At 66.4% G+C, this 12,449-nt stretch carries 10 protein-coding genes; 8 read left to right on the top strand and 2 right to left on the bottom strand.

Annotated features, from left to right (window positions below):
- Positions 1-3: 3 nt before the first annotated feature.
- The 6 genes from KDW55_RS13860 to KDW55_RS13885 all read left to right on the top strand — a co-directional run bounded on the left by KDW55_RS13860 (position 4) and on the right by KDW55_RS13885 (position 7,312).
- Positions 4-1,173, top strand: coding sequence for an electron transfer flavoprotein subunit alpha/FixB family protein (locus tag KDW55_RS13860; RefSeq protein ID WP_040138600.1), 1,170 nt, complete (start codon positions 4-6; stop codon positions 1,171-1,173).
- Positions 1,170-1,955 carry an electron transfer flavoprotein subunit beta/FixA family protein gene (locus tag KDW55_RS13865; RefSeq protein WP_212160384.1) on the top strand — a complete coding sequence of 262 codons (786 nt, stop codon included), beginning with the start codon at positions 1,170-1,172 and terminating at the stop codon, positions 1,953-1,955. The genes KDW55_RS13860 and KDW55_RS13865 overlap by 4 nt, the downstream gene beginning before the upstream one ends.
- Before the next feature lie 52 nt (positions 1,956-2,007).
- Positions 2,008-3,249, top strand: a complete 1,242-nt coding sequence (locus KDW55_RS13870; RefSeq protein ID WP_040138598.1) for an aromatic ring-hydroxylating dioxygenase subunit alpha — start codon at positions 2,008-2,010, stop codon at positions 3,247-3,249.
- Between the two features lie 36 nt (positions 3,250-3,285).
- Positions 3,286-4,434: a hybrid-cluster NAD(P)-dependent oxidoreductase gene (locus KDW55_RS13875; RefSeq protein WP_040140803.1), complete on the top strand. Its 1,149-nt coding sequence runs from the start codon at positions 3,286-3,288 to the stop codon at positions 4,432-4,434.
- 133 nt (positions 4,435-4,567) lie between these two features.
- Positions 4,568-5,431 carry a glycine betaine ABC transporter substrate-binding protein gene (locus tag KDW55_RS13880; protein WP_040140802.1) on the top strand — a complete coding sequence of 288 codons (864 nt, stop codon included), beginning with the start codon at positions 4,568-4,570 and terminating at the stop codon, positions 5,429-5,431.
- Positions 5,432-5,656: 225 nt separating this feature from the next.
- Complete coding sequence (locus tag KDW55_RS13885; RefSeq protein WP_069243287.1) at positions 5,657-7,312, top strand: APC family permease; 1,656 nt, start codon at positions 5,657-5,659, stop codon at positions 7,310-7,312.
- Between the two features lie 137 nt (positions 7,313-7,449).
- Here the strand turns inward: KDW55_RS13885 and purU are convergent, their stop codons facing one another.
- A complete protein-coding gene (purU, locus tag KDW55_RS13890; protein ID WP_040140800.1) occupies positions 7,450-8,334 on the bottom strand; it encodes a formyltetrahydrofolate deformylase in 885 nt (294 codons plus the stop codon).
- A 229-nt stretch (positions 8,335-8,563) separates the two neighbouring features.
- A complete protein-coding gene (locus tag KDW55_RS13895) occupies positions 8,564-9,490 on the bottom strand; it encodes a LysR family transcriptional regulator (protein ID WP_209821920.1) in 927 nt (308 codons plus the stop codon).
- Between the two features lie 200 nt (positions 9,491-9,690).
- Between KDW55_RS13895 and betC the strand changes: the two genes are divergently transcribed.
- Positions 9,691-11,226 (top strand): choline-sulfatase, encoded by a 1,536-nt coding sequence (gene betC / locus KDW55_RS13900; RefSeq protein ID WP_059544514.1) that lies wholly within the window; start codon positions 9,691-9,693, stop codon positions 11,224-11,226.
- 45 nt (positions 11,227-11,271) lie between these two features.
- Positions 11,272-12,243 carry a choline ABC transporter substrate-binding protein gene (choX, locus tag KDW55_RS13905; protein ID WP_040140798.1) on the top strand — a complete coding sequence of 324 codons (972 nt, stop codon included), beginning with the start codon at positions 11,272-11,274 and terminating at the stop codon, positions 12,241-12,243.
- Positions 12,244-12,449: the final 206 nt, after the last annotated feature.

Here is a 12,449-nt window from a genome sequence, read left to right on the forward strand (position 1 = left end):
TCGATGAACACGATCAAACGAATCGATCCGCGCCGGCCGTTCATCATCACGGCCGCCGGGCTCAAGCGCATCACGCTCGGCGAGGAAGGCAGCGCCGATGCGAGCGCCGCGCAGTGGGCCGCGCACGGCCACGGCGCCGCGGCCGCGAAGCCGCGCCGCGCGGTGCAGGACCCGAAGCACGTGATGCTGGTGGTCGCGCATGCCGAACGCGGCGCGCTCGACGAGCATGCGCGGCAGGTAATTGCCGCCGCCGCGATACTCGCCGACGCGCAGACGGAAGTCGCGCTGCTGGTATTCGGCGAACTGAAGGATGACGCCGCCGAACTCGGCGTCGACAAGCTGATCGAGCTCGCGGGCTTCGACCGCCGCGCGTTCGCGCCCGAAAGCGAATTGCAGGCATTGCAGGCATGCGCGGCAGCGCTGGCGCCAAAGCACGTGTTCGTGCCCGACAACGCGACCGGCGACGGCGATCTCGGCCGGCGTTATGCCGCGGCGGCCGGCGCGAGCGTCGCGACCCACGTGGTCGAGATCGACGCGAAGCATGTCGGCGCATACGCGCACGCCGGGCGCGCATTCGCGACGCGCGGCTTGCCGGACGTGATCCTGCTCGCGCAGAACGCGGTCGAGGCGAAGCTGCCGTTCGTCGGCGCGGGCGAACGCCTGGCCGCCGACTTCATCCGGCCGGCCGCCGGCGCGGTGCAGCCGTACCGCGATCTCGGCCTCGACGAAATCGACGCGGCGCAGGTCGCGCTGGAGGAGGCCGACTTCATCGTGTCGGCGGGCAACGGCGTGTCGGACATCGCCGCGTTCGAGCGGCTCGCCGGCGCATTCGGCGCGGCGATCGGCGCGAGCCGCGTGGCGGTCGACAACGGTCACTTCACGCGCGACAAGCAGGTCGGCGCCACCGGCAAGACGGTCGAAGCGAGCGTGTACATCGCGTTCGGCATCTCCGGCGCGGTGCAGCACTTGCAGGGGATCAAGGACTGCCGCCACGTGATCGCGGTGAACCTCGACGGCAGCGCGCCGATCGCGAAGCGCGCGAACCTGACGGTGGTGGGCGACGCGCAGGCGACGATCGCCGCGCTGATCGAACAGGTGCAGGCCGCGCGCGCGGCGCGCGGGCAATCGCCGGCTGTTGTCGGCAGCCGTGAAACGGAAGGAGTCGCAGCATGAACGCCCCTCGCCAGTTGCAACGTATCGCGGTGCTCGTGTCCGTGGGCCGGCACCCGGTCAGCGGCGCCGCGCGTTACAGCCGCAACGACGCGGCCGCGCTCGAAGCCGGCCGCCAGCTCGCGGAGCGGCATGGTGCGCAGCTCGACGTGATCCATGCGGGCGACCCCGCGAACGAAGCGCTCGCCGAATACCTTGCGCTCGGCGCGCGCCAGGTCGAAGTGCTGGCCTGCCGCGACGGCGACGATGCCGTGCACGCGATCGCCGCACGCGTCGACGGCTACGACCTCGTGCTGACCGGCACGCGCGCAGAGGGCGCGTACGACACCGGGATGCTGCCGTATCGCGTCGCCGCGGCGCTCGGCTATCCGCTCGTCGGCTCGGCCGTGGACGTGGCGGTCGACGGCGGCCGCGCGGCGGTCCGGCAATTCTTGCCGAAAGGGCTGCGGCGGCGCGTCGACGCCGCTCTGCCGGCCGTGGTAGCGGTCCATCCGCTCGCGAACGTGGCGCCGCGCTACGCGTACGCGCGCCTGCGGGCCGGCGCGATCCGCCCGGCGCTCGCGTCGACCGGCGCGGATGCCGATGCGGCCGCGTGGAAGGTCGGGCCGATCGAGCGTAAACCCGTAAAGCTGGTCGCGGCCGAGAAGCGCTCCGGGCATGCACGCATGCTGTCCGCGACGACGACCGAAAGCCGCGGCGGCAACGTCGTAAATGAAGGGAGTTCGGTCGAAAAAGCACAAGTGATCCTCGCGTATTTGCGCGAGCATCAGCTCATCGACTACTGATTTTGATGCCTGTCGGCAACCACACTGGGATGCAAGGAATCCGGAGCAAACGATGAAAGTATCGGCAGACATTCGTGCACTGATCGAACGCCGCAAGGCAGGCTACAGCCTCGAGGCGCCGTTCTACACGAGCGAGGAGATTTTCGCCCTCGACATGGAGGCGATTTTCCGCCAGCACTGGATCCAGGTCGCGGTTGAACCGGACATTCCGGAGCCGGGCGACTACGTGACCGTCGAACTGGGCAGCGACTCGATCCTGATCGTGCGCGACGACGACATGGAAATCCGCGCGTTCCACAACGTGTGCCGCCACCGCGGCGCGCGCCTGTGCAACGAAGACAAGGGCTCGGTCGGCAACATCGTGTGCCCGTACCACAGCTGGACCTACAACCTGACGGGCCAGCTGATGTTCGCCGAGCACATGGGCGAGCAGTTCGACCGCTGCAAGCACAGCCTGAAGTCGGTGCACGTGCAGAATCTCGCGGGCCTGATCTTCGTGTGCCTCGCGGAAGAACCGCCGGCCGACTTTGCGCAACTGCGCGCCGAGATGGAGCCGTATCTGCTGCCGCACGATCTGCCGAACACGAAGATCGCCGCGCAGGTCGACATCATCGAGGAAGGCAACTGGAAGCTCACGATGGAGAACAACCGCGAGTGCTATCACTGCGTCGCGAACCATCCGGAGCTGACGATCTCGCTGTATGAATACGGCTTCGGCTATCAGCGCTCCGAAGCGAACGCCGAAGGCATGGACGCGTTCGCTGAAACGTGCGTGCGCCGCGGCAAGGAGTGGGCCGAGATGGGCCTGCCGTCCGCCGAAATCGAAAAGCTGCTCGACGTGACGGGCTTCCGTACGCAGCGCCTGCCGCTCGATCGCAGCGGCGAATCGCAGACGCTCGACGCGAAGGTTGCGTCGAAGAAGCTGCTCGGCAAGTTCGATCAGGCCGACCTCGGCGGCCTGTCGTTCTGGACGCAGCCCAACTCGTGGCACCACTTCATGAGCGATCACATCGTGACGTTCTCGGTGATTCCGCTGTCGGCGGGCAAGACGCTCGTGCGCACCAAGTGGCTCGTGCACAAGGACGCGAAGGAAGGCATCGACTACGACGTGAAGAACCTGACGGCCGTGTGGAACGCGACCAACGACCAGGATCGCGCGCTCGTCGAATTCTCGCAGCGCGGCGCGACCAGCAGCGCGTACGAACCGGGCCCGTATTCGCCGTACACGGAAGGTCTCGTCGAAAAATTCTCGGCCTGGTACATCGGCCGGCTCGCCGCACAAACCGGCGCGTAGTACCCGGCACTACCCAGCACTGAAGCGGAGCTACACATGATGCGAGATGCGGCCAATTTCGAGCCGGCGGACAGCCGGGTCACCCACCCGGCGTTCTGGAACGCGCTTCCCGAGCGCTGGACGAGCGACGTCGAGGAAACGCTGCTGTGCTGCCACGTCCGGCAGGAAACCCACGACGTGAAGAGCTTCTTCTTCCGTTCGCCGCAAGGCCGCGCGTTCTCCTTCGAGCCCGGGCAGTTCATCACGCTCGAGCTCGACATCGACGGCGAGACGATCAACCGGTGCTACACGATCTCGTCGTCGCCGGCACGGCCGCACACGATCTCGATCACGGTGAAGCGCGTGCCGGGCGGCAAGGTATCGAACTGGCTGCACGACAACCTGCAGCCGGGCGCGTCGGTTCGCGTGCTCGGCCCGGCCGGCGAATTCACGTGCGCTCGGCATCCGGCGCGCAAGTACCTGTTCCTGTCGGCAGGCTCGGGTGTCACGCCGCTGATGTCGATGAGCCGTGCGCACCACGATCTCGCCGAAGACCGCGACATCCTGTTCGTGCACAGCGCCCGCACGCCGGACGACATCATCTTCGCGCGCGAGCTCGACCTGATCGCGTCGAATCACGCGAACTTCCGCACGTCGTTCGTCGTCGAGCGCGTCGGCGCGCGCACGAACTGGCCGGGTGTCACGGGCTTCCTGACGCTGCCGCTGCTGAAGCTGATCGCACCGGATTTCATGGAGCGCGAGATCTTCACGTGCGGCCCGGCGCCATACATGAAGGCGGTGCGCGACCTGCTCGACGAAGCCGGGTTCGACCGCAAGCGTTATCACGAGGAAAGCTTCTCGTTCGAAACGCTCGCGCAGACGGCGAGCGACGAGGTGCTCGCCGAACTCGTGCCGGCTGCCGGCGGCGACGACGTCGCGACGAAGCAGTACACGGTCAGCTTCGCGAAGAGCAACCGCGAAATTTCCTGCGGCTCCGAGCAGCACGTGCTCGACGCGGCGCGCCAGTCTGGCGTGCGGCTGCCGGCATCGTGCACGCAGGGCATGTGCGGCACCTGCAAGGTGAAGCTCGTGTCGGGGCAGGTCGAGATGAAGCACAACGGCGGTATCCGCCAGCGCGAGATCGATCAGGGGATGGTGCTGCTGTGCTGCAGCAAGCCGCTGTCGGATCTGGTGATCGACAAGTAGTCCAGCAGGCCACCGGCTGTCCGGACGCGTCGCGTTCGGACAAGCATCCGTCGGAAAAGAACGATACCGCGGATTTGTGGTTGAAGAACCTAGAGAGACATCGCGCGGTGTGCGCATATCAAGGAGATCGACCATGAAACTGTTCGGAAAAATGCTATGGAGTGGTGCCCTGTCGGCGATGGTGGCACTGAGCGCGTCCGCGCTTGCCGATACGAAACCGACGCTGAAAATCGGTTACGTCGAAGGGTGGGACGACAGCGTCGCGACGTCGAACGTCGCGGCCCGCGTGATCGAGAAGAAGCTCGGTTACCAGGTCCAGCTCGTGCCGGTGGCTGCCGGGATCATGTGGCAGGGCGTCGCGCGCGGCGACCTCGACGCGACGCTGTCGGCATGGCTGCCGGTCACGCACGGCTCGTACTGGAGCGAATACAAGAGCAAGGTCGTCGACGTCGGCGCAAACTTTCCGGACGCGAAGATCGGCCTGATCGTTCCCGACTACGTGAAGGCGAAGAGCATCGAGGATCTGAACGCCGAGAAAAGCAGCTTCGGCGGCCGGATCGTCGGCATCGACGCCGGTGCCGGCGTGATGCGCAAGACCGACGAGGCGATCAAGAACTACGGGCTGAGCTACACGCTGATGCCGAGCTCGGGCAGTGCGATGACAGCCGAGCTGTCGCGCTCGGTGGGCGCGAACAAGCCGGTCATCGTGACCGGGTGGGCGCCGCACTGGATGTTCGCGAAGTGGAAGCTGCGCTTCCTCGACGATCCGAAGAAGGTATTCGGCGGTGCGGAGCACGTCGACAGCGTCGTCAATCCGCAGCTCGAAACGAAGGCGAAGCCGGTCGTTGCGTTCCTGAAGAAGTTCCAGTGGAAGCCGGGTGAAATCGACAGCGTGATGCTGGCGATCCAGAACGGCTCGAAGCCGGAAGCGGCAGCGGATGCATGGATTGCCGCGCATGCGGACCGCGTGAATTCGTGGACTGAAGGCGCGCAGTAACACCGCGGCGATTCGTCGCGAGAATCAACACAACAACACGCCGGGAATGGCATGCAGGAATCCGAAACAATCGTGAATTCATGCAGCCAGATCCCGGTTTTCTTTTGCTGATTCTGCAAAAATGCGCGTAAGTTGTTACACTAGCGCCCTTGTGCGGAGTCATCTGCTTTGTATCGGACCAGAGTGAGCGCTGTAGCGCTGACGCTGAACGAGAGGAGGAATTGGATGAGTCAGGCAGGACTGCGTGCGAATCGCACCAGTGACGTTGAGGCAACCATCTCACATGATTCGACGGGCCACACGCTGCATCGTGGCCTGACCTGGAAAGACGCTTTTTGGGTAACGAGCGGTGTGCCGGCAGGCGTGCTGTTCACGATCGGCGGCGTATGCACGACGATCGGCCAGCCCGCGTGGGCGATCTGGATCGCCGCGATCACGATGGGGCTGATTCAAAGCGCGACTTATGCGGAAATATCGGGGCTATTTCCCCATAAATCGGGCGGCGCGTCGGTGTATGGCGCGATCGGCTGGGTCCGTTACAGCAAGCTGATTGCCCCGGTTTCCGTGTGGTGCAACTGGCTCGCATGGTCGCCGATGCTCGCGCTCGGCTGCGGCCTCGCGGCGAGCTACGCACTCACGAGTCTCTTTCCCGCCAATGCGGCGGTGCTGCACTGGCAGTTCAGGGTGGCGGATCTCGGTTTCATCAAGCCAGGTCTGTCGCTGCGAATCAACGCGACGTTCATCGTCGCGACGATTCTGCTTCTCATCACGTTCAAGCTTCAGCACAGTGGCGCGTCGAAGGCAGCGCGCACGCAGCGCATTCTCGGCATTGCATCGCTGACACCGCTCCTGATCGTCGGCATCGTGCCGTTCGTCACCGGCGACGTGCCGATGTCGAATCTGCTGCCGCTGCTGCCGCTCGGTCACGATGCCCAAGGCAACGTGACGGCCGCGACGTTCGGCTCGTGGAACGGGCAGGGCGTCACGATGGCGCTCGGCGCGATGTTCATGGCCGGCTGGGCGTCGTATGGCTTCGAGACGGCCGTCTGCTACACGCGCGAATTCCGCGATCCGCGACGCGACACCGCGAAGGCGATCTTCTGGTCCGGTGCGCTGTGTCTGGTCGTGATGACGCTGGTGCCGATGGCATTCCAGGGGGCGCTCGGCACGCAGGCGATGCTCGATCCGGCGATCGGCGACGGCACCGGCGTTGCGGCCGCGATGGCGAAAATCGTCGGCGGCGGCGCATGGGTCGCGAACGCTGTCGTCGTGATGCTGATGCTGTCGATCCTGCTGATCGTGATGACGTCGATGATGGGCTCGTCGCGCACGTTGTATCAGGCATCGGTCGACGGCTGGCTGCCGAAGTACCTGTCGCACGTGAACGAGCACGGCTCGCCGACGCGCGCGATGTGGACCGATCTCGGCTTCAACCTCGTGTTGCTGATGATGTCGGACTACATGACGGTGCTGTCGATCTCGAACGTCTGCTACATGCTGTTCGTATTCCTGAACCTGCAGTCGGGCTGGATCCACCGGATGGATCGCGGCAACTGGGAGCGGCCGTTCCGCTGCCCGACGTGGCTGCTCGTCGCCGGTTCGATCTGCGGCTACGCGAACCTCGTTTATGTCGGCGCGGGCGCGAACCTGCAGGGCGAAGGCACGCTGCGCAACGGGCTGATCGCGATGCTGTTGATCGTGCCGGTATTCCTGTATCGCCACTACTGGCAGGATCGCGGCCGCTTCCCCGCTCAGATGCAGCGCGACATGGAACTCGAAGTGCCGAAGCGCGCGATGTGGCTGAACCTGATGCCGTACGCGGCGCTGGTCGGCGCGGCGCTCACGATCTGGCTGTCGTACTACTTCGCGTGGGTGAAATAGAAGCACGCGGACGACGCTTCGCGCGGCCACCCGGATACCGCACCCGGGCCGTCGCGCGAAGCGGCCAACGACTGCACAAAAAAACGGCCGGCTGATTGCCGGCCTTTTTTTGTTCGCGTTCCGCCGAACGCGGGCGCTTACGGAAACACCACGGTGCGGTCGCCGTTCAGGAACACACGGCGCTCGATGAATGCCTTCACCGCGCGCGCGAGCGTGATGCATTCTACGTCGCGTCCGACCGCCAGCAGTTGCTCGGGCCGCAGCGCATGGTCGACGCGCTCGACCACCTGCTCGATGATCGGGCCTTCGTCGAGATCGTCGGTCACGAAGTGCGCGGTCGCGCCGATCAGCTTGACGCCGCGCGCATGCGCCTGATGATACGGCTTCGCGCCCTTGAAGCCCGGCAGGAACGAGTGATGGATGTTGATCGCCCGGTTCGCGAGCTTCGCGCTGGTTTCCTGCGACAGCACCTGCATGTAGCGCGCAAGGATCACGAGCTCGGCGCCGCTCGATTCGAAGAAGTCGAGCCACTGCGCTTCCTGCTGGGCCTTCGTGTCGGCCGTGATCGGGAAATGGCGGAACGGCAGCCCGTGCTGCGCAGCGAGCGGTTCGAAGTCCGGATGATTCGACACGATCCCGACGATGTCCATCTTCAGCTCGCCCATCCGCCAGCGGAACAGCAAGTCCGCGAGGCAATGCTCGAGCTTCGACACCATGATGAGCACCTTCGGACGCGCGTTCACGTCGTGAATCGCCCATTGCGTGTCGCCTGCGCCGCCGGCCAGCGCAGCCGCGATCGGCCCGAACTCCTGGCGCAGCGCGTCGATCTGCAATGTTTCGTCCGTCGGATGAAACACGCAGCGCACGAAGAAATGGTTGCTGAGATCGTCGTCGAACACGTTCAGCGCATCGACGTAGCAGCGATGGCGCTCGAGAAAGCCGACGACGGCGGCGACCTGGCCGGCCGCGCTCGGGCACGACAGCGTCAGGACGAATTGATCGGGGCGTGAGTCGGCGGTCATGAGATTCCTCGGATGTCATGGGGCGCGGACCGATGCGGCGGCGCACCATGGCGCCGCACGGCACGGGCCGCGGGAGCCTCAAGTAAATCAGGACGATATGGGCGCGGATAGAACCAACGCGCCGTGTGGCTGGTATCGGCGCGCCAGCGCGATGGGGCTCGCGCGGCGCGTCAGCGCGCCGGTCGCGCCGCGATGGCGCGCGCGTTCGCGCTTGCGGCGGAACGGCGCGTTACACCGACGCGCACGCGTCGAGCAACCAGCGCCGGAACACGTGTGTCGCGTCCGGCTCGGGCCGCTGCGGCGGCCGCACGAGAAAGTAGCCGCGCGACGTGACGACGGGTGCATCGACGAGCTTCAGGAGCTGCCCGGATGCGACGAGCTCGTCGACGAGCGGCGACCAGCCGAGCGCGACACCCTCGCCGAGCAGCGCCGCATGGATCACCAGCGCATAGCTGTTGAACGTCACACCGCGCGCGGCGGCCGCCGCGTCGAGGCCGTGCGCGTCGAACCAGGCCGCCCACGACAGCCAGCGCTCGGGGCGCGTCGGCTGCACGTGCAGCAGCGGCAGCGCGTGCAGATCGTCGGGCCGTGCGACGTGCGGATGCGCGTCGCGGAACGTAGGGGAGCACACGGGCGTGACCGATTCGGGAAAGAGGCGTGCTGCCGTGCATGACGGCCAGTGACCGTCGCCGAACAGGATCGCGATGTCCGCGTGGTCGCGCTGCGCGTCGTAATCCTGCGATGTGACGACCCGCACGTCCACATCCGGCATCACGCGCTTCAGGCCCGCGAGGCGCGGCATCAGCCAGTAGGTCGCGAAGCCGAAATCCGTGACGATCGTCAGCGTGCCTTGCTCGCGGCGCGCGCGCAGCGTCGCGGTGGCGCCGCGCAGCGTGTCGAGGCTTACCCGCACCGCTTCGTACAGGCATTGGCCGTCGCTCGTCAGCGTGACACCGCGCGGGCTGCGCTCGAACAGCGGCACGCCGAGCTCCGCCTCGAGCTGGAACACCTGCTGGCTCACGGCCGGCTGCGTGGAGCCGAGCTCGCGGGCGGCGGCGGTGAAGCTCTGCAGGCGCGCAGCCGATTCGAACGCGCGCAGCGCCTGCATCGACGGTAACGCTTCGGGTTTCGACATAAGTCTCTCTAATGGCCCCATAAGGGCCGGACGCCTTCCCGCACGAATTCGGGCGGGCGATAGTGCATCGGACGGCACGATGGTGGTGCCGCCTTTCCGCGATTCTGCCAGTCGCGGAACGTGCGCGCGGCACTTTCTGCACGCCGCGTCCGTCATGCCGGTTGCGGCGCCGCCGAAGCGCCGCGCCGCTCCGTTCGAACACCGATTTCTCCACGACCGCGATGACGAACCCGACTCCCAACATTCTGATCCTGATGGCCGACCAGCTGACGCCGTTCGCGCTGCCGGCATACGGCAACCGCGTCGCGCGCACGCCGACGCTCGACCGCCTCGCGACGCAAGGCGTGGTGTTCGACGCCGCCTACTGCGCGAGCCCGCTGTGCGCGCCGTCGCGTTTCTCGCTGCTGACCGGCAAGCTGCCGTCGGGTATCGGCGCCTACGATAACGCCGCCGAATTGCCCGCGCAAACGCTGACCTTCGCACACTACCTGCGCGCCGGCGGCTATCGGACGATGCTGTCCGGCAAGATGCACTTCTGCGGCCCGGACCAACTGCACGGCTTCGAGGAGCGGCTCACGACCGACATCTATCCGGCCGACTTCGGCTGGGTGCCCGACTGGGACCATCCGGCCGAGCGGCCAAGCTGGTATCACAACATGAGCTCGGTGCTCGAGGCCGGCCCGTGCGTGCGCACGAATCAGCTCGACTTCGACGATGAAGTGACGTTCGCGGCGAAGCAGAAGCTGTACGACGTCGCGCGCGAGCGTGCGGCCGGGCACGACGAACGGCCGTTCTGCATGGTCGTGTCGCTCACGCATCCGCACGATCCGTACGCGATTACGCGCGAGTACTGGGATCTGTACAGCGACGACGAGATCGACATGCCGGCCGTGCGGCTCGCGGCTGCGGACAGCGACCCGCATTCGCAGCGGCTGCGCTTCGTCTGCGAGAACGACCGCACGCCGCCTACGGACGCGCAGATTCGCGCCGCGCGCCGCGCATACTATGGCGCGACGTCCTACGTCGACGCGCAGTTCGGCAGCGTGCTGGCCGCGCTCGAGCAATGCGGATTCGCCGACGACACGATCGTGATCGTCACGTCCGACCATGGCGACATGCTCGGCGAGCGCGGGCTCTGGTACAAGATGACGTTCTTCGAAGGCGGCTGCCGCGTGCCGCTGATCGTGCATGCGCCCGGCCGCTTCGACGCCGCACGCGTGCGCGCGCCGGTGTCGCACGTCGACCTGCTGCCGACGCTCGCCGACCTCGCAGGCGTGGCGCCGGCCGGCGGCTGGCCGGACCCGGTCGACGGCGCGAGCCTCGTTCCGCATCTGCACGGCACGCCCGCGCACGACGTCGCGCTCGGCGAATATCTCGCGGAAGGGGCGATCGCACCGATCGTGATGATTCGCCGCGGCGACTGGAAGTTCGTGCATTGTCCGGCGGATCCCGATCAGCTCTACAACCTCGCCGACGATCCGCGCGAGCGTACGAACCTGGCCGGCTTGCCGGAAGCCGCCGACGTGCTGGCTGCATTTCGCGCGGAAGCCGTGCAACGCTGGAACCTGCCGGAGCTCGACGCACGGGTGCGCGCGAGCCAGCGTCGTCGCCGCTTCCACTACGCGGCGACGACGCAGGGCCGCATCCACGCGTGGGACTGGCAGCCGTTCACCGATGCGAGCCAGCGCTACATGCGCAATCACATCGAACTCGATACGCTCGAAGCGATGGCGCGCTTTCCGCGCGTCGGGCGCTGAACGATCCGCATCGCGGACATTGACGAACGACGGAGGAAGCAGACCATGAAACGGCAAATCCATGCAGCAAACCGCAGTTTCGGCACGGCGCTGGCCGTGGCCGCGTGTGTGTTGGCGATGCAGCAGCCCGCACGCGCCGCCGATCCGCAGACATGTCGCGACGTGAAGATGGCGGCGCCCGGCTGGACCGACATCGACGCGACGAACGCGATGGCAGGCGTCGTGCTGAAGGCGCTCGGCTACCGGCAGGACGTCGCGAACCTGTCGGTGCCGATCACATACCAGGGCTTGAAGAAAGGGCAGGTCGACGTGTTCCTCGGCAACTGGATGCCCGCGCAGGCGCCGCTCGTGAAGCCGTTCGTCGACGAGAAGTCGATCGACGTGCTGCACGCGAACCTCAGCGGCGCGAAGTTTACGCTCGCGGTGCCCGACTACGTCGCGGCGGCCGGCGTGCACACGTTCGCCGATCTCGCGCGCTACGCGGACCGCTTCGGCGACAAGATCTACGGGATCGAGCCCGGCGCGCCGGCGAACCAGAACATCAAGCGGATGTTGTCCGATCATGCGCTCGGCGCCGCGAACTGGTCGCTCGTCGAATCGAGCGAAACGGGGATGCTCACGCAGGTCGAACGCGCGGTGCGCGACAAGCGCTGGATCGTGTTTCTTGCGTGGGAGCCGCATCTGATGAACACCAAGTTCCATCTGACGTATCTGTCGGGCGGCGACGCGTATTTCGGGCCGAACTACGGCGGCGCGACGGTCAACACGGTCGCGCGCGCGGGCTTTGCCGGGCAGTGCGCGAACCTCGCACGCCTGTTCCGGCAGATGACCTTCTCCGTCGACGTCGAGAACCGGATGATCGCCGACATGCTCGACAACAAGACGTCGCCCGCGGTCGCCGCGCAGCGCGTGCTGAAGGCCGACCCGGCGCTCGTCGCGGGCTGGCTCGACGGCGTGACGACGGCGTCCGGCACACCGGCGCTGCCCGCCGTGCGCGCGGCCCTCGACGCCCGTTGATCCCCGTCCGGGCGGCCGGTTTTTGCCGCGCCGCCCGTCTCCGTGTTTTCCCGACCCGTCGCATCAAGACCATTTGGTGTCGCCTTCAGACGGGTGACCTGAAATATGGGTTTGTATTTTTCGCCAATGGCTGCGTTATTGCGGAAAACGAAATGCCGGAGCCAGCGGATGTACCGAATTCGAATCAGCCGGCGTATTGCGTCGCG

Origin of the sequence: Burkholderia sp. AU19243, from assembly GCF_018148075.1 — a bacterium.
In the GTDB taxonomy this organism is placed as follows: Bacteria; Pseudomonadota; Gammaproteobacteria; order Burkholderiales; family Burkholderiaceae; genus Burkholderia; species Burkholderia latens_A.

Bases quoted from the DNA above. Each gene is read 5' to 3' on its own strand.
- KDW55_RS13860 (WP_040138600.1), top strand. From the start codon at position 4: ATGAACACGATCAAACGAATCGATCCGCGCCGGCCGTTCATCATCACG.
- KDW55_RS13865 (WP_212160384.1), top strand. From the start codon at position 1,170: ATGAACGCCCCTCGCCAGTTGCAACGTATCGCGGTGCTCGTGTCCGTG.
- KDW55_RS13870 (WP_040138598.1), top strand. From the start codon at position 2,008: ATGAAAGTATCGGCAGACATTCGTGCACTGATCGAACGCCGCAAGGCA.
- KDW55_RS13875 (WP_040140803.1), top strand. From the start codon at position 3,286: ATGATGCGAGATGCGGCCAATTTCGAGCCGGCGGACAGCCGGGTCACC.
- KDW55_RS13880 (WP_040140802.1), top strand. From the start codon at position 4,568: ATGAAACTGTTCGGAAAAATGCTATGGAGTGGTGCCCTGTCGGCGATG.
- KDW55_RS13885 (WP_069243287.1), top strand. From the start codon at position 5,657: ATGAGTCAGGCAGGACTGCGTGCGAATCGCACCAGTGACGTTGAGGCA.
- purU (WP_040140800.1), bottom strand. From the start codon at position 8,334: ATGACCGCCGACTCACGCCCCGATCAATTCGTCCTGACGCTGTCGTGC.
- KDW55_RS13895 (WP_209821920.1), bottom strand. From the start codon at position 9,490: ATGGGGCCATTAGAGAGACTTATGTCGAAACCCGAAGCGTTACCGTCG.
- betC (WP_059544514.1), top strand. From the start codon at position 9,691: ATGACGAACCCGACTCCCAACATTCTGATCCTGATGGCCGACCAGCTG.
- choX (WP_040140798.1), top strand. From the start codon at position 11,272: ATGAAACGGCAAATCCATGCAGCAAACCGCAGTTTCGGCACGGCGCTG.